This is a genomic window from Rothia sp. HSID18067, assembly GCF_003989445.1.
Classification (GTDB): Bacteria; Actinomycetota; Actinomycetes; order Actinomycetales; family Micrococcaceae; genus Rothia; species Rothia aeria.
Genome location: NZ_RBMF01000002.1, coordinates 262847 through 281873 on the forward strand (window position 1 = coordinate 262847; position 19027 = coordinate 281873).

Sequence of the window (19027 nt, forward strand, 5' to 3'; positions counted from 1 at the left end):
TTAGTACTTACGCTCCTTGGGCTCGTAGCGGGTGTAAATGACGGGCTTAGTGTCGAAGCGCAGGCCCTTCACGCCCTCAAACTCAGACTCGGGGTCAAGGTAGACCATGGAGTGCTTCATGAAATTCATATCGTCACGCTTGGGGAAATCCTCGCGGTAATGGCCGCCGCGGGATTCCTGGCGGTGCAGGGCCCCTACCGACATGACTTTCGCCAGCTGTAGCAGGAAGCCCAGTTCCACAGCCTCCAGCAGATCAAGGTTAAAGCGTTTGCCCTTGTCCTGGATGGAGATGTTCTCGTAGCGCTCCTCCAGCTCACTAATGACTTTCAGGGCGCGGCGGATGGTCTCTTCGGTGCGGAACACCTGCATGTCAGCGTCCATGGTCTTCTGCAGGTCTGCACGGATAGCGCCGACCTTCTCGGTACCTTTGTTTTCACGCAGGGTATCCAACAGACCCAGCACACGATCAGCAGCATCATCGGGAACCGGCAAAAACTCTGCGGATGCGGCGTATTCGGCCGCTTTACGGCCCGCACGTTTACCGAACACGTTAATGTCCAGCAGCGAGTTGGTGCCTAGGCGGTTCGCGCCGTGCACCGACACGCAGGCCACCTCACCGGCAGCGTACAGACCCTGTACGGTTTCTTCGCTGTTGAAGTACACCTCGGTCTCGTTGTTCGTGGGAATACCGCCCATTGCGTAATGCGCGGTGGGGAACACCGGGATCGGCTGGTGGTGCGGCTCAACCGCCAGGTAGGTGCGGGCGAACTCGGTGATGTCCGGCAGCTTCTCGTCAATGTGGGAGGGTTCCAAGTGGGTCAGGTCCAACAGCACATAGTCTTTGTTGGGTCCACAGCCGCGGCCTTCACGCACCTCATTCGCCATTGCACGAGCCACAATATCGCGGGGAGCCAGGTCTTTAATGGTGGGTGCATAGCGTTCCATGAAACGCTCACCGTCAGAGTTACGCAGGATGCCGCCCTCACCGCGGGCGCCTTCCGTCACCAGAATACCCAGCCCGGCCAGCCCGGTGGGGTGGAACTGCACGAATTCCATGTCCTCCAACGGCAGGCCGCTACGCAGGGCGATTGCCATACCGTCACCGGTGAGGGTGTGCGCGTTCGAGGTGGTCTTGAAGATCTTGCCGCAGCCGCCGGAGGCGAACACCACAGATTTTGCCTGGAAGACGTGCACTTCACCGGTTGCCAGGTCGTAGGAGACAACCCCGGCGGGGCGGGGGCGGCCTTCTTCATCTTTGACCATCACCAAATCGAGCACATAGTACTCGTTGTAAAACTCCACATTGTGGCGCACGCAGTTCTGGTAGAGGGTCTGCAGGATCATGTGACCGGTGCGGTCAGCGGCGTAGCATGCGCGGCGTACCGCTGCTTTACCGTGGTCGCGGGTGTGACCGCCGAACCGGCGCTGGTCAATACGCCCCTCGGGGGTGCGGTTGAAGGGAAGACCCATTTTTTCAAGGTCGAGCACGGCATCGATGGCTTCTTTTGCCATAATCTCTGCCGCATCCTGATCGACGAGGTAGTCACCGCCTTTGACGGTGTCAAACGTATGCCACTCCCAGTTGTCTTCCTCGACGTTAGCCAGTGCGGCGCACATACCGCCCTGGGCGGCGCCGGTGTGGGAGCGGGTGGGGTATAGTTTGGTCAGCACGGCGGTGCGAACTCGCTGGCCCGCTTCGATGGCGGCGCGCATCCCGGCACCACCGGCGCCGACGATCACTACATCGTACTTATGTACCTGCATGATGTTCTTTCTTGTATCGAAAACTCTGTACGTGTGCTGGCCGTCGTTAGCGGGCGGCGCAGAAGCTGGGCAGCAGGTGGGATGCCGCGCCCGAGGGGCAGGGGTCGAAGGTGAAGATCGTGAGGGTTCCCACCAGAAGCACGAACGCCGAGGCGAGGAACAGAATAATCTTCAGCCACACGCGCACCCGGTCTTTTTCGGCGTAATCATCAATCACCACACGGATGCCATTAGTGCCGTGCAGCATCGCCAGCCACAGCAGCAGCAGGTCCCAGACCTGCCAGAACGGGTTGGCCCATTTACCGCCCACGAACCCGAAATCAATGGCGTGGATACCTTCCCCCACCATGAGGTTTACAAACAGGTGGCCGAAGATCAGCACCACCAGCAGAACACCTGAGAGGCGCATCCCCAGCCAGGCGAACATCTCAAAGTTATTGCGTTTAGAGGAGGAGCGGTTGTACTTGACGCCATCAATCTTGTTATCGCGGATGCGCGGGATGGCAACGCGGGATTTTAGCGGGGTAGCCATGGCTTAGTGACCTCCAATGTGGGCGAAAACGTTCGGCAGGTGGCGTACCGCAAAACCGGCAACAAAAATGACCCACAGCACCAGCACAACCCACAGGATTTTAATGTGGTTGTAGGTTGCTTTCTCGGAGGTCTCAATAATCCCGTCCTTGTTTGGCTTCTGAATGTGCTCAACCTTCGAGTTGGTGGCCGGGCCCCAGAAGTCAATGAGGATAATGCGGATACCGTTGAATGCGTGGTAGACAATAGCCGCAACGAGGGCCGTCTCCCCCAAACCCATGATGGGGTTCTTGTATAGGCTCAGCACGCTGTTGTATGCCTCAGGGGAGATACGCACCACGGCGGTGTCGAGCACATGAACCAGTAGGAAGAAGAAAATGGCGATACCCGTTACGCGGTGGGCCACCCACGACCACATTCCATAGCGGCCGCGGTATAGGGTGCCCTTAGACATATTCGGCACTGAATAACCTCCTGTAGACCGCTGGAGAGCATCGGGGTCTGTGTGAAACCTCAGAGGGAAGCGCTCCCAGCGACAACCGTGAAATCATATTGTTGCTTACAAGATACCAGGTTCGCGCAGGGCTTATTGACACAATGTCGACTATATTAGACAGGTTAATTAGGTCATATCTCTTTAGCGATATCCTGTTCTGCGGCGAGTTCATGCGGAACTAACCTTAACCTTATGTGATAAAAATCTACTATCAGCAGCTGGCAAAAAGGTTTAAGAAACGAGAACATGACGCATCCCGCGATATTCTGTAATTGATGAATACTACACTTTCGCGTTTTCGACCGTTCATTCCAGCCGGGGGCGTCGGTTCCCGCCTCTGGCCTCTTTCCAGAGCACACGCCCCAAAATTTCTGCTCGATTTAACGGATTCGGGTAGTTCCCTCTTAAGGGAAACATATGACCGACTCATTGATTTGAGCAATGGCTCGCTCATGGTGGTCACTGGGGTCGCCCACGCAAACGCTGTCACTCAGCAGATTCCCGAGCTCCGCGCCGCCGATCTGGTTCTTGAACCCTCCCCGCGCGATTCCGCCGCCGCCATTGGGTTAGCCTGCGCTATCCTGCACCGCCGCGAACCCGATGCGATCATTGGCTCCTTCGCCGCTGATCACGTGATCAGTCCCGTCGACGAGTTCCAACGGGTCGTCATTGAAGCGGTAGAGACCGCCGCGACCGGCAAAATTGTCACCATTGGTATCACCCCCACCCACCCCTCAAGCGCTTTTGGGTATATTCACGCCCGGGAGTCGCTAGGGATTGAGCAGGCACCCCACGCCCTCGCCGTGGATTCTTTCGTTGAGAAGCCTGATGCGGCAACCGCCCAGAAGTACCTGGACTCCGGCGAATACGCCTGGAACGCGGGCATGTTCGTAGCCCCCGCCGAGCTCATGCTCAAACACCTTGCAGCCAACGAGCCCGAACTACATGCGGGTATTATGCAGATTGCTAACGCCTGGGACAGCCCGGAGCGCGAAGACATTATGGAACGAGTGTGGGGCACCCTGCCGAAAACCGCTATTGACTACGCGGTGGCAGAACCCGCAGCCGCAGCAGGCGATGTTGCCATGGTACCCGGCTCATTCAGCTGGGATGACGTGGGAGATTTCGACGCCGTGGCGCGCCTTAACCAGGAGAAAACCGGTGAGGATCTCACTATCCTTGGCGATAACCAGAATGTTCTTAACCAGGGCTGCAGCGGTATTGTCGTCTCAACAACGGACCGTAAAATCTCGGTGATTGGGCTGGACGATATTGTGGTGGTAGACACCGATGACGCACTGCTGGTCGCCCCGCGTTCGCAGGCACAGAAAGTCAAGGAAGCGGTGAGCGAGCTCAAGGAGCGCGGACTCACCGAGCTGCTCTAAAATCTCACCAGCAAAAGTGCGCGGGGAAAGTGTGCCCGGCTAAAGCGTACTCAGTAAAACACGCCCAGGTACCCCCCCCCGAAAAGCAGTGCGGGGTGCCCGCGCGCTTTTGCCAGCGGCACATGCATAAGGCTCCCGTATCGGTCATATCAACCGATGCGGGAGCCTTCAGCTTATTGTGTTCAGTCAGTGCCTTCGCGGCTAATGGCCATGATCGCCCTCATGGCTTTCACCGTGCCCGTGGTCCTGAGTCGGGGCCGGTTTCGAGGATGATGTACCGCTTAGCTCATTTGGAGTCTGCGGCAGCTCAACGCTCACCAGGGTTTTGGGGGCCTTAGCATCTGCAATATTCACCGCGTGCAGCTTTTTCGTTGCGGGGTCGCTCACATAGGCGGTTTTACCATCCACCCACAGGGCCGGGCGCGGGTCCTGCCACGTTTCAGATTCGCTCCAGGCATCCATGAGCTGTACCGACCCGAGTTCAGAGCCGGTGGCCGGGTCAAAAATACGCAGTTTACCGTCGGTAGTTAGCAGCAGCGCCTCCCCCTGAGGCCCGCGCCCTAATGACCGGAACGTGTAGCTTACCCCCTGCGGCAGGGAGTATACGGTGCGTTTTTTCGCCACAGTGTCGATAATGGCGAACTTCTCGGGGCGTTCGAGTTTGGCTTCTTTATCGGTCTTATAGTCCGCCAAAACATACTGCGAGTCGGCCGAGCCTGCCTGGTTCCCGGAACGCGAGTACGGGTTTTCAGGGTTGTTCACCTTGGTGAACGTGCCATCCCGGTAGATGAGCGCCCCGTCGGTGCACCCAACGGTAATCACACCGTCTTTGGCAATAGCCTCGCCGTGAACACCGGGGCATTCTTTATTCTCAGTAATGGTCTTGCCCTGAGCGTCTACCACAGCCGCACCGGTGCGGGTCTTCTCATCCCCTACCGACACCAGGTAACGCCCATCCGGTAGCGGGATGGCGAACCCGTGATGCGGTGCGGGCAGTTTCACCTGCTGGGTTTTCAGCTCGGAGGCGGTGCGTTTATTCACGGTCAAGTCGGAGGGGCTATACACCTCGAAAGTGCCGGTGCCGTCGGCAAAAGCGGCGCTCTTACCATTATCGGTGATCACATGCCCGGTATGGTCCGCAGCCAGCGACAGGGAGCTGAGGGTGGGGGTAGTCGTGTAGTAGTGCGAGTGGTCCCCGTGCGGCACCGACCATGCCCCCGTGTCTAAGAACGCGTAACTGTTGCCATCAGCAACCACGAGGTGACGGTTATCCCCGGCGGGGGTAAGACGCAGGAACCCGTCTTTTTTAATGTCCTGCAGCAGCTTCATATCTTTAGCGTCGTATACGAGCACGCCGCCGTCATAGGTAACAGCTACACGGCTGGAGGGGCCTTTGCTTTCGACGATGGGGGCTGCGGAGGCGCTGGCGCTTGCCGATGAGCTTTCCGAGCTGGAGGCACTGGTACTAGTGGAGCTAGCACCCGAGGAGCATCCGCTGACTACCAGGGTAAACAGCGCCCCGAAACAACTAAGGGATGTTAAAAATTTTGTACGTGTGTTGCGCATGTGAACTACCATAACATAAATGAGAACCATTCTTCTAAACGGTTATACAGTGGTCCACCTCTCTCATAAATGGCTGTAGGGTAAGGCACCAAAAAGGCACGGGCGCATGCGCCCGTGCCTGACTAATATATTTCCGCTCTTTACGCCACGTTCTAAGAAGCCGTTATTCTATGGCCAGGTCAATGCTTCCCAGCAGCTCCCACTCCGCCCCGTCATAGGCGTAGGCGTGCAACGCATCCACCGCGAAAGAACGCTCAGCAGCAGGAAGTGCATCAAAAACAGTTTTTGCTTCAGCCACCTGCCCGGGGCACAAGTTCTGGCCCAGCGTAATATGCGGCACGTACGGGAACGGCGTGGCACACTCCCCCAGCTCCCGCACGCACACCTGATGAAGCTGGTGCAGCGCATCCGCGCCGCAGTCAATCGACAGGTAATCCACCTCAGTCACCGGGCGGAAAGTACTCACCCCACCCACCTGCAGTCTGACCGTACCGGTATCACCCAGGGCTTGCGCAAACTTTACCGAGCGCCACCCGGCCTCGACCTGCTCACTGAGCTGCCCCACATACACGGTCACGTGTGCGCTGAGCCCCACGGCGATGTCCTGCTCACGCTTCCACCCCAGCAGGCGGGATGCCAAGGGGTCGGGCACATGCGCAATAAGGCTCAGGTAGCGCTGCCCCTCTTTCAGCGTCGGTGAGGGACGCCTCAAGCTGGCGGTGTATTCGGCGGTCACGGTCGGGCTCCTTCGGTTTCTGACGTATTAACCGGTTGCGTGGTTAGCCGCGTAGCGCGGGCAGGAATCCCACGCGGTCATAAACATTCTCAAGGGTAACGGTCGCTATCTCACGCGCCTTTTGCGCCCCAATAGCCAGCAGACGATCCAGCTCAGCGGGGTCTGCCACAAGTTCAAGGGTGCGTTCACGCATGGGTGATAGCTTCTCAACCGCCACCTCAGCCAGATCGACCTTCAGATGGCCGTACATTTTCCCCTCGTACCGGGCAACAATCGCGTCAATGCTCTCACCAGTCAGTGCAGAGTAGATCGACAGCAGGTTCGACACACCGGGTTTCGTCTCACGATCGTAGGCGATCACGGAACCATCATCAGTGACGGCGGATTTGATTTTCTTCGTGGTGGTTTTAGCGTCATCCAGTATTTTAATGAGGCCCTTCTCCGTTGTTGCCGACTTCGACATTTTTGAGGTGGGCTCCTGCAAATCGTAAATCTTTGCGGTCTCTTTCAGAATCGCCGGTTCGGGCACCACAAACGTCTCCCCAAACCGCGAGTTAAACCGCTGCGCCAGGTTACGGGTGAGCTCAAGGTGCTGGCGCTGGTCCTCGCCCACAGGCACCGCATCCGCCTGGTACAGCAGAATATCCGCAGCCATGAGCACCGGGTAGGTGAACAGCCCCACCGAGGCGTTGTCGGTCCCCTGTTTCTGCGCTTTGTCTTTGAACTGGGTCATACGGGATGCCTCACCGTAGCCGGTAATGCAGTTCAGCACCCACGCCAGCTGGGCGTGCTCAGGCACATGGGACTGCACAAAGAACGGGGACCGCGCAGGGTCGATACCGGCGGCAATGTACTGCGCGGCGGTCACGCGGGTGCGCTCACGCAGCGCCGCTGGGTCCTGCGGAACCGTAATCGCGTGCATATCGGGGATGAAGAACAGGCATTCGTTCTTCGGGTCTTCCTGCATTTTCACCCAGTTACCGACCGCACCAATATAGTTGCCCAAGTGCAGGGAATCCGCTGAGGGCTGCGCCCCCGAAAACACGCGGGTGCGTCCTGCAGAGGCGTTAGGGATATTGGTTGTATGAGGCGTGGTGCCCTCAGGCAGGTTTTCCATGGTCATCCTTGTAGCTTTCTGGGGTGAAAATGCGGGGTTCGGGTACAGGGTTAGAGCTGGTAGTCTACCACCAGCGGCGCGTGATCGCTGAACCGCTCATCGTAGGAGGCGGCACGATCAACCGTCGCTTCCACGGCTTTCGCGGCGAGCGCGGGGGTGGCCATATGGTAGTCGATGCGCCACCCGGCGTCGTTATCGAAGGCTTTGCCGCGGTAGGACCACCAGGTGTAGGGCCCAGGCACCTCACCTGCGAGTTTGCGCACCACGTCCTCATAGCCGATATCGCCGAAGAATTTATCGAAATATGCGCGTTCTTCGGGCAGGAAACCGGCGCGTTTCTGGTTTGCCTTCCAGTTTTTAATGTCGAGCTCGGTGTGCCCCACGTTGAGGTCTCCCACAATGAGCACGTGATCCGAGTGCTGAGCGAGTTCGGGCAGACGCACGAGCATACGGTCGAGAAAGCGGTATTTGTCATCCTGGCGGGGCGTTCCAACCTCGCCGGAGTGCACGTAGGCGCTTACGACGGTGAGGGTTTCGCCGGTGGGCAGGGTGTAGTCCGCCTCAACCCAGCGGCCAGCGTCCGCAAAATAGTCGTCGCCGATCGTGGAGCGGGTGGCGACAGGCTGGTTCTTCAGAAGCTCACCGTTCGCATTGGGGTGTTTGCGGGTTGCCACCAGCACCCCGGCGCGTCCTTTGGCGGCGGCTTCGGCGTGCAGAATATTCCAGTCGTCTTCGTTGAGAAGTTCGCGCACGATCGTATCGGGGGCACGAACCTCCTGCAGGCAAAGAATATCAACGTCGCGGCCAGCAAGCCATGTGGCCATATCTTTCCGGTAGGCGGCACGAATACCGTTGACGTTCACGCTGGCGACACGCAGAGTTTTAGCGGCGCGGCTCATTCTTCACCCCTCATTTCGTCGTTGACCATTCCCATCCCGTTGGATGCTGTGGTGTTAATAGTATCCAGCGCACGCTCAATCATGGTGCGGGACTGTTCCCCGTCTTCGTCCAGGTATTTGCTGATTTCCCGGGACTGTACCAGTACAATCTGAAAACTATGTGACAGTTTATCGGCGAGCATCCCATCCTGCTCTTCAGCGCGAGCGTGTGCCAGTGCCTTATAGCTGGCACGATTCGCCCGTACCGCGGAGAGAACCCCCACCACCAGGTAGCATGCCAGCCCCAGCCACCCAAGAATCAGCCCGGCAAGTACCCAGCCGAGCACGGAATCGGCGGCTGCGATGGCGGCACCCAACAGCACCACAAGGATGAGCATACCCACCCCCGCACCGATCATGGCTTTACGTTCAGATGCCTGTGAGGCAACATCGGGGTGAGCGTCGTGTGTGAGCATAGTATTCATTATGCCAGGAATGCACCGGTGCATCCGGTTCGGGCAGCAATTTTTGTCGTGATGCTGTACGGGTAAATATTTGCTGGGGAGGGTAGACTATGTTTTATGATCCCGATTAACCCTTCCGGCAGCAGCTTTGACGCCAACGAAGCCCTCGGCGCAGGCAGAGACCCCCACGACAGCGAAACCACACACCCGGTGGATGAGGCTGAGCACCCTGTACACCCCGACGAGGCGGGCCTGCTGGCTCAGACACTGCCGCCCGTGCCCGGGCCGAAGTATGAGCAGGTGATTCGTCTGCTGGAGCAGCGCTACATTATCCCCGGCAGCCCCGGCGATAAGCTGCCCACTGAGCGGGCGTTGCAGCTGCAGTTTGGGGTGAGCCGTCAGACGGTGCGTAATGCCCTCAAATACCTGCTTGATAAGGGCCTGATCTACAACCAGCAGGGTTCCGGCACGTATGTCGCGGACCATTCACAGGCCAGCTTTATCCCGCGTATCTGCTCGTACGCTGAAGATATGAGCCGCCGCGGCATGGAGTCGTCTACGCGCATGATCGCTACCCGCTGGGTTGAGGCTGATGAGAGGATTTCTTCTAATCTGCTGGTGCCGGTCGGTTCACAGGTGCTGTATGCGCGGCGGTTACGGCTGGCCAATGGCACCCCGATCGGCTTTGAGCGGGTCTACCTGGTGCCTGATGCCGCCAGCACAGTGCTGGATCCGACGGTGTCGCAGGCGTTTGCGGGAGGTTCCCCGCAGGAGGAAGGCTCGGAGTACACGGTGGAGCACGGGCGGATGCGCATTGAGGCGTCCCTGTTCTCGGAGCAGGATGCCGCAGACTTCAATGGCTTCCCCACGGTGGGTGCCGCTGCGTTGCAGGTGACGCTCACCGGCTACACCGGTGAAGGCGAACCGGTAGAGTACAGTGTGACCCTCTATGAGTCCGCAGCGTATTTTTACGAGATGATTCTTTAGCTTCTTCGCAGCCGCAGCTTGTAGGCGGCAGAGCCCTCACACGCGTTGTTCCTGCGTAATACCCGTTACCGGGGGCTGTGTACCCCGGCCGTGGGAGTATTACGCAGGAACAACTGTTGAGTGATGCGGCGAGGCAGTTAGCCTGCCTGACGTTCTGCGGTCTCCACAACGTTAACGAGCAGCTCCGCGCGGGTCATGGGGCCCACGCCACCGGGGTTCGGGGACACCCAGGACGCCTTCGCGGCTGCCTCGGGGGAAACGTCGCCGAAGAGTTTCTTCTTACCGGTTTCGGGGTCTTCGGCACGGGAGACGCCCACATCCAGCAGGATTGCGCCGTCCTTCACCTGGTCCGCTTTCAGTACGTGTGGCACGCCCACGGCGGCAACAATCACGTCCGCCTGGCGCAGCACCTCGTCAAGGTTCTGGGTACCGGTGTGCGCCAGGGTTGCGGTGGCGTTGATTTCGCGGCGGGTCAGCAGCAGCCCCAGCGGGCGGCCCACGGTAATACCGCGTCCAAGCACCACCACGTTCTTACCGTTCCAGTCGATGCCGTGGCGCTTCACCAGCTCAATCACGCCGTTGGGGGTGCACGGCAGGGGCGAGTCCAGCGGCTCTGAGACGTTCAGCACCAGCTTGCCGAGGTTGGTGGGGTGCAGCCCGTCTGCGTCTTTCTCGGGGGCGATCTTCTCCAAAATACGGTTAGTGTCCAGGTGCTTAGGCAGGGGAAGCTGCACAATGTAGCTGGTGCAGGCGGGGTCGTGATTGAGCTTATCAATCTCGGCCTCAAGCTGTTCCTGGGTGATGTCTGCGGGCAAATCCACTCGGATCGAGTTAATGCCGATCTCGGCGCAGTCGCGGTGCTTGGCGCCCACATAGGAGTGGGAGGCGGGGTCGTCCCCCACGAGTACTGTTCCCAGACCGGGGGTGATGCCGCGAGCTTTAAGCGCCTCAACGCGCTCAGTCAGCTCATTCTTAATGGCCGCGGCGGTGGCTTTGCCGTCGAGAATCTGTGGCATGATGAGTTCCTTCCTCGGTGTTATACACCAGCCTGCAGGCCGGTGCCTTGGTTATTTGTTCCGTCCCGGGTGGTTCCGGGGCGAGCTGGTTGTGTGTGCGTGCTCAAAGACCCCACCCGGCGAGGTGCCGTGGCGGGGTCTTTAAGGGGTCTACCAGTTTTCGCTTCCCACGTAGAGCGGGTACTTTTCGCACAGTACGCTCACGCGCTGACGCAGGGCCGCAATATCGTGCTGCGGCAACAGTACCGAAGCGATAATATCGGCGACCTCGGTAAAGCCTGCCGCGTCAAAACCGCGGGTTGCCAGGGCCGAGGTGCCGATGCGCAGCCCGGAGGTCACCAGCGGCGGGCGGGGATCGTTCGGCACCGCGTTGCGGTTAACGGTAATACCCGCATCGTGCAGCAGGTCTTCCGCCTCTTTACCGGTGAGCTCGTGGTGGCGCAGATCGACCAGCACCAGGTGAACGTCGGTACCGTCGGTGGCGATGGAAACTCCCGCATCGCGCATATCCTGGTGGGTTAGGCGCTCAGCCAGGATGCGCGCCCCCTCGATTGTGCGCTTCTGACGGTCTTTAAACTCTTCGGTCGCGGCAACCTTGAACGCGGTCGCTTTCGCTGCAATCACGTGCATGAGCGGTCCGCCCTGCTGCCCGGGGAATACCGCCGAGTCGATCTTTTTCTTAAGCTCTTCGGTGCACAGGATAAAACCGGATCGGGGGCCGCCTAGGGTCTTGTGCACGGTCGAGGAAACCACGTGGGCGTGCGGCACCGGGTTGGGGTGCAAACCAGCCGCCACCAGACCGGCGAAATGAGCCATATCAACCCACAGGTAGGCGCCGACCTCATCGGCTATCTCACGGAATTTCGCGAAATCCAGCTGGCGGGGGTATGCCGACCACCCGGCGATAATAACCTTGGGACGCTCGGCGAGCGCAAGCTGCCGCACCTGCTCCATATCGACCCGACCGTCGTCGCCCACCTCGTAGGCGACAACTTCGTAGAGCTTACCCGAGACGTTCAGTTTCATACCGTGTGAGAGGTGCCCGCCGTGCGCCAGTGAAAGGCCCATAATCTTCTCACCGGGGTTCAGCAGGGCGTGCATGACGGCGTTATTCGCCTGGGCGCCGGAGTGGGGCTGCACGTTGGCGTGCTCGGCACCGAAAAGTTCCTTGACCCGCTTAATAGCCAGGTCTTCAACAATATCGACGAATTCGCAACCGCCGTAGTAGCGGCGGCCCGGGTAGCCTTCCGCGTACTTATTGGTCAGCACCGACCCCTGCCCCTGGAGTACGGCGCGCGGCACGAAGTTCTCGGAGGCGATCATTTCCAGGGTGTTTTGCTGGCGTTTACGCTCCAAATCGAGTGCTTCGGCGACCTCGGGGTCAAGTTCGGCGAGGGGGACCTCAAGGGTCACGGTTGCGCGTTCGGTCATGCTTTTTCTCCTAGGGGTGCGGTGCTGTGCACCGCTGTCTAGATATTTATGATGTGCCTCTCATAGTACCGGATAGCGGGCACATCAGCAGACAATATTGCGGGTGTATTCACGGTGTGAGCACTGGCTTTACTGCCCGCACCGGGTACATATGTTTATGACTGGGTGAGAATAGCGGAGGCGTATTCAAGATATGCGTCGCGTTTTTCTTTCCCCAGAAGCTGGGTTTGCACCACATACCCTGTCAGTACGGACAGCACCGCCGCGCCAATAACATCAAGCCACCCGTCGAGTTCTTCTTCGGTGAAGTCTAGTTCGCGTGAACCCCATTCACGGTAGCGGTCAAGTGCCATATCGCGCAGGTCGGTGAGCTGTTCCGTGACGACGGCGGAAATATCGGGGGATGAGACAGCCTCACCCCAGGTGGCCAGCAGGAACCTGCGGGTTTTGGTGGCATCCAGCAGCCGCAGACACCCCAGCACATAGTCCCAGGGTTTATCGGCGCGTACCCGCGTGAAGGGGGCTAAATCCAGGCGTGCCGCCTCAAGCATAATGTCGTTTTTAGATCCGAAGTGGTTATAGATTGCGCCCGCCGAGAGCCCCGTGGCGGCGATAATCTCGTTCATCGAAGTTTTCTGGTAGCCATGCTTAATGAAACACTCGCGAGCTACGTCAATAATCTGCGAGCGCCGATTCTTTTTGTATTCTTCGCTGACTTTAGGCACGTCTTAATCCTATCGAATCTGAGGGCGCATTGTGGGTTATCGCCACAAAGCGCACTTTATATGATATGACTCACATAAAGTGCGCTTCGTTATTGCTGCGGCTTGACCCGGTTCTTACCCCAGCATGGCGCGGGAAACGCCATAGATTAGTGGAAGAAGTGACGGGTTCCGGTCAGGTACATGGTGACGCCCGCATCCTTCGCGGCCTGAATCACTTCGTCATCACGGATCGAGCCGCCGGGGTGCACGACCGCGCGGATACCGGCATCGAGAAGAACCTGCAAGCCGTCCGCGAAGGGGAAGAAAGCGTCGGATGCAGCAACCGCACCACGGGCACGCTCATGGCCTTCTCCGCCGAGCGTATTGGCACGCTCAACCGAGAGTTTGCACGAATCCACGCGGTTAACCTGCCCCATGCCGATACCCACGGCGGCACCATTATCGGCGAGCATAATCGCATTGGACTTGGGGGCACGCAGGGCACGCCACGCGAATTCAAGATCACGCAGAGTGGCTTCATCGGCAGGTTCACCGGCGACCAGTTTCCAATTCTTCGGGTTATCGCCCTCGGCGTTAAGGCGGTCGGCTTCCTGGAAGAGCGCGCCGCCGGAAATCGAACGGTACTCGATAGTCTCACGCCCGAACCCGTCGGGAAGTACCAGCAGGCGCAGGTTTTTCTTGGTTTCCAGGATTTCGAGGGCTTCCGGCTCGTATCCGGGCGCCACAATAACCTCGGTGAAAATATCTTTAACGGCCTGCGCCATATCCTTGGTGACCGGGCGGTTTGCCGCGATTACGCCGCCATAGGCGGACAGCGGGTCGCAAGCGTGAGCCTTAGCGTGCGCATCGGCAATCGGGTCTGCGGCATCAGGGCTTGCAATTGCGATACCGCAGGGGTTGTTGTGCTTGATGATGGCGACGGCGGGCTCGTCAAAATCGTAGGCGGCGCGCAGGGCGGCGTCGGCATCCACATAGTTGTTGTAGCTCATCGCCTTGCCGTGAATCTGCTCAGCCTGGGCGATACCGGGGGCTGCTGCGGGGTCTACATACAGAGCCGCGCGCTGATGCGGATTCTCGCCGTAGCGCAGGGTCTCGCTGCGTTCAAAGCCTAAACCGGCGTAGGGGGGCCAGAAGTTGGTGTCTTCATCCTGCTGGAACTGCGCGGCGGTCCAGGTAGCGACGGCGGTATCGTAGGCGGCGGTATGGGCGAAGGCACCGGCGGCCAGGCGGCGGCGCTCTTCCAGGGAAAACCCGCCGTTTTGAGCGGCGGTTACGGTACGCTCGTAGTCTTTGGGGTCTACGACGATGGCGACCGCATCGTGATTCTTCGCGGCGGCACGCACCATTGAGGGACCGCCGATATCAATTTTCTCGATAATAGCGTCTTGGTCAGCACCGGATGCCACGGTCTCTGCGAAGGGGTACAGGTTCACGACCACCAGGTCGAAGGGCTCAACGTCGAGTTCGTTAAGGGTGTCGATATGTTCCTGCTTGCGGCGGTCGGCCAAAATACCGGCGTGGATGCGCGGGTGCAGGGTCTTCACGCGGCCCTCCAGGCACTCGGGGAACTCGGTAACCTCGGTGACTTCGGTGACGGGCACACCGGCGGCGGCGATCGTGGATGCGGTCGAACCGGTAGATACCAGCTTCACGCCTGCCTCGTGCAGACCGCGGGCGAACTCCGCCAGGTTAGTTTTGTCGTACACGGAAATGAGGGCGCGGCGCAGGGGCAGACGATCGAGCTTCTTCATAGACACTAATTACTCCGTTGCTTCTTGCTCGGTGAATGGGTGGTACCCCGTGGCGGGGTTTTACTACTGCCCGCATACGCCGGGATGCGGCGCCGTGCGGGCAGGAAGTTCTAGGGGGTTTGAGTTTTGGGGAGGGCAGCGAATTCTGCAAGGGTTCGCACCAAGAGCTGACGTTCCTGCACCTTAATGCGCTCGTGCAGGCTTTCTTCGGTGTCACCATCCTCGACGGGCACCGCGGCCTGGGCAATAATCGTGCCGGTATCAACCCCGGAATCCACGAAATGAACCGTCAGCCCAGTGATTTTAACGCCGTGGGCGAGCGCATCCCGCACACCGTGCGCCCCGGGGAATGAAGGCAGCAAGGCGGGGTGAGTGTTAATAATCCGGTTTTCGAAGCGGGCGACCAACTGCGCATCCACAATGCGCATGAACCCGGCGAATACAACGTAATCGGGGGTGTAGGAGGCGATTTTCTCTTCGAGAGCACGGTTCCATTGCTCGCGGTCAGCATAGTCTGCCGGTTCGATCAGGAAGGTTTCAACCCCGGCTGCGGCGGCTCGATCAAGACCGGTGCAGGGCTTATCAGCGCCTACGGCGGCGATCTCTGCGTTCAGCTCGCCCGCCCTCACGGCATCGAGAATAGCTTGCAGGTTAGTACCGGACCCGGAGACCGTTATCACAATTCGCACAGCAATAGTTTAGCGCACCGCCACAGGGGCATGTAGGATACGCGCCCAGCGAAAACACCACCGAAAGAAGCAGTACCCTTAAGGGTATGCAGAACCCGCCCCAGCCAACTAAGCAGCCCACGGCCCCTCAACACCCGAACCGTCTGGGGGCACCTCAGCCACCAGACCCCGAAGAACGCCGCCGCACCGTAATGCGCATCGCCCGAGCCCAGGGTTTAGCCGTTGTCTCCACCTTCCTGGGGCTGGTGTGCCTGACCTACCCCATGCCGTTTTTCCTTTTGGCGCCCGTGGTGCTGCTGGCGGGTTTGGCGCTCAATATTGTGGTGATTGTGCGCACCGCGCTCACACGCTCCCCCATTGTGTTCTATGTTCTGGCCAGCTTCGGGATTCTGACAGAGTTTTTCCTGCTCATCATGTGCCTGGTAATGCTGATCTCCCCCGCGTACTGGGAGTACCGGGACTGTCTGCACCAGTCATTGACCGTTAGCGACCAGCAGACCTGCCAGGACACCTATTACCGGCAGGCCACCCAGCTGAACCCTCAATCCCCGTAGCCTCCTTCCGGGGTGTCCTCCGGAACGGAGAACCATTGGAACCATGAGCCCGCCTAGCTCTTGTGGTGACCCTTGTCTTTATGGCGACCCAAGATGCGGTTCATTGCGGCCATCGGTGAACTATGCGGGTGATTTTGGTCACCGCCCTCTTCGTCCCGCACCGGCTCTATGACCTCGGTTGTTTCTGCAGCATCATGAGCCGAATAATCAACCTCAAACAGTTTTTTCTTGGGTTCGGCGCTGGGCTCGGGGGTGGTGTCCTCAACCGCCGCAGCGGCCTTACTATCCTGCTCGGGGACCTCTTCACCGGTGCTGGCCGCTTTGCCTGCCGGCTGCCCACCGGTAGCAGGTTCATCGTTGGCAGAGGGGCGGAAATCGGTATCAGATTCGTCCCCGAAAAGAGCCCAGCTGCGCCGGGTTTTCGGGCGCGGATTGTCGGCGCGCGACTCGTGGCTATCCGCTGCGGAATCCTGCCGGGCTACGTCGCGGGTTTTATGCGCCCCAAACCCGAAGTAGGCGTTGACGCGCTCGCTTACCGCTGGTTTCTCGTCGGCAAAGCGTGAGAGCTCACGACTGCTGTCAGAAACAAATAGGCGCGATATCATGTTCCCCGCTGCGGTACCGGCACCAACCAGGATCATGGTGTACATTGCGAATTTAGCGGGGTGCGGCCCGATCTCGGTGAACGGCCCGGCCCCCAGCGACCCGCTGGACAGCCAGCCCAGTATGAACGATACGAAGCCGGTGAACACCCCAACGAGCACCCCCAGCCCCACCGCGGATACTGGCAGGGAAAGGGCGCGCACCCGGATTTTGAGGGCCACCCACTCGTCAAAGTGGTCTTCACCTTCACGTAAGAACCACAGCCCGGCCAAAAACCCTGCCCCCACCGGCACAATAAGCGCCCCGTACCCGATGAACCCAAGGTTCTGGGGTATGGCTCCGACCGAGGGGAACAGGGGCAGCGCCTGCACGGTTGAATGTGCCAGCCCCACGTTCGTTCCCGCCCCGAATGACAGCCCGGAACCGGTGGACCAAGCCATGGAGTGCATGACCATATTGGGGATATACCCCAGCTGCAGCATGGTGACCGCGAAATCCCCCACCGCCCCGGCGTGCAGGCTCTGGTAGATGCTCACAATCCGCGCCCAGTTCACCATAATTGAGGCGAACAGCAGCAGCGCCCCGCCTGCTACGAAGGCGACAACGGCAACCGCGGATGCCCGCACCACCGCCCACGCGTAGGATCCAGCCCAGCGGGAATACTGGCTCATGCGGGAGATTTGTTCAGCCGTATCAACCCCGACCATGCGGGCCAGTGACCGCGCCTCATAGTAGCCGCCCCAGATAAGCCCCGTCAGCACGAATCCCAGCGGTATGAGAGCCGCCGCGAGCAGGCTGAGTGGGTTGTGTTCGGCGCTGGCGTAAGCGAAGGCGCCCGCAGAGAGCAGGCTGTAGGTGGCTGCCCCCGCCCCCACCGGGATAAAGAACTCCCCCTCGTAGGAGGCGCGGGCCAGCCGCCGCCCCGCCCTGAAGCACAGCAGCACCGGGGCGATACTGAGCCCCAATGGTATGAACGTCATGAGCCCGTGCGGCGCGGCGGGCCCGAATGCTTGGGAAAGATGCAGCGGAACCCCGTGGATGAGCAGCCACAAGTGCACCGACAGGCGGGAAAGCGCCGCAATATCGACGCTGTCGAAACCGTTATTAAGCCAGACGGCCAGCAGCAGCACGAATACCGCACCGAATGAGATGAAGGCGGTAATGAGCATTTCAACCGCGCCCTGCATCCACAGGGGCATGGGGACCGAGTACCGTGAGAAGGGGGAGAAGCTTTTCATTATCCTTCAATCATGCCATGAATCTTAGTCAAGCCCCATTACGCCCCTATATCTGGCCTGGGCCGGCCTCCGCACGGTGTGTGTTCGCAGCCGTCTTAGTCCTCGGTCCAGGGGTTGGTGGCAACCGCTTCCCACCTGCGGTACACCTCGGCTTTAGAAGAGACAATTTCAAGGTTATAGGCTCGGGCGCTGGCACAGATCAGGCCCTCTAAGGCGGCAGTTGGCAGCGGTGCGGCGTCGGCTCTGCCCACACTGTGGTAGCCGATTGGGGCGTTGCGTCCGGCCCATTCCAGGCTGACTTTCGCGTCAATATTAATCACGTGATCCGCGAATCGTTCAAGGAGCTCAGCAATCCACCGGTCGGTCTCCGGGTAGGGGTAGAGGCCTTTAAGTTCGCCCACGCTCAGCACGGAAATGTACATGTGCCTCCAGGCGCGGCGGCGCAGAAAAGCGACGACCCTGGGGTCTGGGGTGGCTTTGCGTATTTCGGCGAGCACATCCGAATCGAGGAGTATGCCTGAGGTTTTCATACGCTCTATGCTACGCGCAAACCAGCATATTCAACGGCGGGGATGCCTTCGGGGTTGGGCAGCAACAGAAAGTTGAGGAATTCGTCGCGTTGGGATGAGATGCGTGTGTAGTCTTGGATGCTCACCGCGGTGTACCCTCCGCGTGCTGGCACTGCGGCGGCGCGCAGTTTTTCCTGGTAGGTGCGGGTGGGGGTGAGGTGATTAGATGCTGCAGAGCTGTTGTACATTGACAACCATGCGCCGATGCGCGTTCCTTTCGCGTTGCTCTTGCCTGTACCGGTTGCCGACCCGCGTGTGCGGGGCGGTGAATACAAACCGCTTCGTCATCCGAGCCACCCGTGAACATGGGGTTGGCGTTCGACCATAGTCGGAGCTTATCAGTCGAAACTCTTGAAGCTGAGTACAGCTTACAGCAGATTCCGCGCGGCTGTAAACGACCACCCCAAGGAAGCTATAGTGATTTACATTACATACAAAGTGTTCTGTTTCTTTTGCTATACGCCAAGAGGAGGCCCTTCTCCCCCGTTTTCTGTCCGTATGATGAGTAGGGGCTGATAGCTCTATCA

At 59.4% G+C, this 19027-nt stretch carries 19 protein-coding genes and 1 riboswitch; of the genes, 3 read left to right on the top strand and 16 right to left on the bottom strand.

Annotation, left to right across the window (positions count from 1 at the left end):
• From sdhA to sdhC, 3 genes are read right to left on the bottom strand one after another with little or no spacing between them, the layout of a single operon-like run.
• Entirely contained in the window at positions 1-1764 is a 1764-nt protein-coding gene (gene sdhA / locus D8M23_RS06230) for a succinate dehydrogenase flavoprotein subunit (RefSeq protein WP_006888069.1), read from the bottom strand.
• A gap of 46 nt (positions 1765-1810) precedes the next feature.
• Entirely contained in the window at positions 1811-2296 is a 486-nt protein-coding gene (locus tag D8M23_RS06235; protein WP_006888205.1) for a succinate dehydrogenase hydrophobic membrane anchor subunit, read from the bottom strand.
• 3 nt (positions 2297-2299) lie between these two features.
• The gene (sdhC, locus tag D8M23_RS06240) at positions 2300-2758 is read right to left on the bottom strand and encodes a succinate dehydrogenase, cytochrome b556 subunit (protein ID WP_126854107.1); all 459 of its coding nucleotides are present in this window, start codon (positions 2756-2758) and stop codon (positions 2300-2302) included.
• Between the two features lie 308 nt (positions 2759-3066).
• Here sdhC and D8M23_RS06245 point away from each other — a divergent pair, with 308 nt between their 5' ends.
• Complete coding sequence (locus D8M23_RS06245; protein ID WP_126854108.1) at positions 3067-4176, top strand: mannose-1-phosphate guanylyltransferase; 1110 nt, start codon at positions 3067-3069, stop codon at positions 4174-4176.
• A 201-nt stretch (positions 4177-4377) separates the two neighbouring features.
• Here the strand turns inward: D8M23_RS06245 and D8M23_RS06250 are convergent, their stop codons facing one another.
• The 5 genes from D8M23_RS06250 to D8M23_RS06270 form a co-directional block, all read right to left on the bottom strand.
• The gene (locus D8M23_RS06250) at positions 4378-5742 is read right to left on the bottom strand and encodes a hypothetical protein (RefSeq protein ID WP_094758329.1); all 1365 of its coding nucleotides are present in this window, start codon (positions 5740-5742) and stop codon (positions 4378-4380) included.
• A gap of 163 nt (positions 5743-5905) precedes the next feature.
• Entirely contained in the window at positions 5906-6478 is a 573-nt protein-coding gene (locus D8M23_RS06255) for a 2'-5' RNA ligase family protein (protein ID WP_126854109.1), read from the bottom strand.
• Between the two features lie 43 nt (positions 6479-6521).
• On the bottom strand, positions 6522-7601 hold the full coding sequence (gene trpS, locus D8M23_RS06260) for a tryptophan--tRNA ligase (protein WP_052029729.1): 1080 nt from the start codon (positions 7599-7601) through the stop codon (positions 6522-6524).
• A 44-nt stretch (positions 7602-7645) separates the two neighbouring features.
• The gene (locus tag D8M23_RS06265; protein WP_126854110.1) at positions 7646-8494 is read right to left on the bottom strand and encodes an exodeoxyribonuclease III; all 849 of its coding nucleotides are present in this window, start codon (positions 8492-8494) and stop codon (positions 7646-7648) included.
• Positions 8491-8949, bottom strand: coding sequence for a hypothetical protein (locus D8M23_RS06270; protein WP_238693783.1), 459 nt, complete (start codon positions 8947-8949; stop codon positions 8491-8493). Before D8M23_RS06270 ends, D8M23_RS06265 begins: the two co-directional genes overlap by 4 nt.
• A 105-nt stretch (positions 8950-9054) precedes the next feature.
• On the opposite strand from D8M23_RS06270, the gene D8M23_RS06275 reads away from it, so the two are divergent.
• Positions 9055-9924 carry a GntR family transcriptional regulator gene (locus D8M23_RS06275; RefSeq protein WP_126854112.1) on the top strand — a complete coding sequence of 290 codons (870 nt, stop codon included), beginning with the start codon at positions 9055-9057 and terminating at the stop codon, positions 9922-9924.
• Between the two features lie 137 nt (positions 9925-10061).
• Here D8M23_RS06275 and D8M23_RS06280 read toward each other — a convergent pair whose 3' ends face one another.
• From D8M23_RS06280 to purN, 5 genes are all read right to left on the bottom strand, one after another.
• Complete coding sequence (locus tag D8M23_RS06280; RefSeq protein WP_006888049.1) at positions 10062-10940, bottom strand: bifunctional methylenetetrahydrofolate dehydrogenase/methenyltetrahydrofolate cyclohydrolase; 879 nt, start codon at positions 10938-10940, stop codon at positions 10062-10064.
• Between the two features lie 150 nt (positions 10941-11090).
• Positions 11091-12371 (bottom strand): serine hydroxymethyltransferase, encoded by a 1281-nt coding sequence (gene glyA, locus D8M23_RS06285; protein ID WP_126854113.1) that lies wholly within the window; start codon positions 12369-12371, stop codon positions 11091-11093.
• A gap of 155 nt (positions 12372-12526) precedes the next feature.
• The gene (locus D8M23_RS06290) at positions 12527-13096 is read right to left on the bottom strand and encodes a TetR/AcrR family transcriptional regulator (RefSeq protein ID WP_006888056.1); all 570 of its coding nucleotides are present in this window, start codon (positions 13094-13096) and stop codon (positions 12527-12529) included.
• A 146-nt stretch (positions 13097-13242) separates the two neighbouring features.
• A complete protein-coding gene (gene purH, locus D8M23_RS06295; RefSeq protein ID WP_126854447.1) occupies positions 13243-14847 on the bottom strand; it encodes a bifunctional phosphoribosylaminoimidazolecarboxamide formyltransferase/IMP cyclohydrolase in 1605 nt (534 codons plus the stop codon).
• Positions 14848-14957: 110 nt separating this feature from the next.
• Positions 14958-15536 (bottom strand): phosphoribosylglycinamide formyltransferase, encoded by a 579-nt coding sequence (gene purN / locus D8M23_RS06300; protein ID WP_126854114.1) that lies wholly within the window; start codon positions 15534-15536, stop codon positions 14958-14960.
• 86 nt (positions 15537-15622) lie between these two features.
• On the opposite strand from purN, the gene D8M23_RS06305 reads away from it, so the two are divergent.
• Complete coding sequence (locus D8M23_RS06305) at positions 15623-16090, top strand: hypothetical protein (RefSeq protein ID WP_126854115.1); 468 nt, start codon at positions 15623-15625, stop codon at positions 16088-16090.
• 53 nt (positions 16091-16143) lie between these two features.
• Here the strand turns inward: D8M23_RS06305 and D8M23_RS06310 are convergent, their stop codons facing one another.
• The 3 genes from D8M23_RS06310 to D8M23_RS06320 form a co-directional block, all read right to left on the bottom strand.
• A complete protein-coding gene (locus D8M23_RS06310) occupies positions 16144-17931 on the bottom strand; it encodes a cell division protein PerM (RefSeq protein ID WP_126854116.1) in 1788 nt (595 codons plus the stop codon).
• A 95-nt stretch (positions 17932-18026) separates the two neighbouring features.
• Positions 18027-18461, bottom strand: a complete 435-nt coding sequence (locus D8M23_RS06315; RefSeq protein WP_126854117.1) for a plasmid stabilization protein — start codon at positions 18459-18461, stop codon at positions 18027-18029.
• 5 nt (positions 18462-18466) lie between these two features.
• On the bottom strand, positions 18467-18688 hold the full coding sequence (locus tag D8M23_RS06320) for a hypothetical protein (RefSeq protein ID WP_006888132.1): 222 nt from the start codon (positions 18686-18688) through the stop codon (positions 18467-18469).
• A 31-nt stretch (positions 18689-18719) separates the two neighbouring features.
• A riboswitch (SAM riboswitch) is annotated at positions 18720-18857 on the bottom strand.
• Between the last annotated feature and the right edge of the window lie 170 nt (positions 18858-19027).

Excerpts from the sequence above, each read along its gene's own strand:
- sdhA (WP_006888069.1), bottom strand. The coding sequence starts at position 1,764 with ATGCAGGTACATAAGTACGATGTAGTGATCGTCGGCGCCGGTGGTGCC.
- D8M23_RS06235 (WP_006888205.1), bottom strand. The coding sequence starts at position 2,296 with ATGGCTACCCCGCTAAAATCCCGCGTTGCCATCCCGCGCATCCGCGAT.
- D8M23_RS06245 (WP_126854108.1), top strand. The coding sequence starts at position 3,067 with ATGAATACTACACTTTCGCGTTTTCGACCGTTCATTCCAGCCGGGGGC.
- D8M23_RS06250 (WP_094758329.1), bottom strand. The coding sequence starts at position 5,742 with ATGCGCAACACACGTACAAAATTTTTAACATCCCTTAGTTGTTTCGGG.
- trpS (WP_052029729.1), bottom strand. The coding sequence starts at position 7,601 with ATGACCATGGAAAACCTGCCTGAGGGCACCACGCCTCATACAACCAAT.
- D8M23_RS06265 (WP_126854110.1), bottom strand. The coding sequence starts at position 8,494 with ATGAGCCGCGCCGCTAAAACTCTGCGTGTCGCCAGCGTGAACGTCAAC.
- D8M23_RS06270 (WP_238693783.1), bottom strand. The coding sequence starts at position 8,949 with ATGCTCACACACGACGCTCACCCCGATGTTGCCTCACAGGCATCTGAA.
- D8M23_RS06275 (WP_126854112.1), top strand. The coding sequence starts at position 9,055 with ATGATCCCGATTAACCCTTCCGGCAGCAGCTTTGACGCCAACGAAGCC.
- D8M23_RS06280 (WP_006888049.1), bottom strand. The coding sequence starts at position 10,940 with ATGCCACAGATTCTCGACGGCAAAGCCACCGCCGCGGCCATTAAGAAT.
- glyA (WP_126854113.1), bottom strand. The coding sequence starts at position 12,371 with ATGACCGAACGCGCAACCGTGACCCTTGAGGTCCCCCTCGCCGAACTT.
- purH (WP_126854447.1), bottom strand. The coding sequence starts at position 14,847 with ATGAAGAAGCTCGATCGTCTGCCCCTGCGCCGCGCCCTCATTTCCGTG.
- D8M23_RS06305 (WP_126854115.1), top strand. The coding sequence starts at position 15,623 with ATGCAGAACCCGCCCCAGCCAACTAAGCAGCCCACGGCCCCTCAACAC.
- D8M23_RS06310 (WP_126854116.1), bottom strand. The coding sequence starts at position 17,931 with ATGAAAAGCTTCTCCCCCTTCTCACGGTACTCGGTCCCCATGCCCCTG.
- D8M23_RS06315 (WP_126854117.1), bottom strand. The coding sequence starts at position 18,461 with ATGAAAACCTCAGGCATACTCCTCGATTCGGATGTGCTCGCCGAAATA.
- D8M23_RS06320 (WP_006888132.1), bottom strand. The coding sequence starts at position 18,688 with ATGTACAACAGCTCTGCAGCATCTAATCACCTCACCCCCACCCGCACC.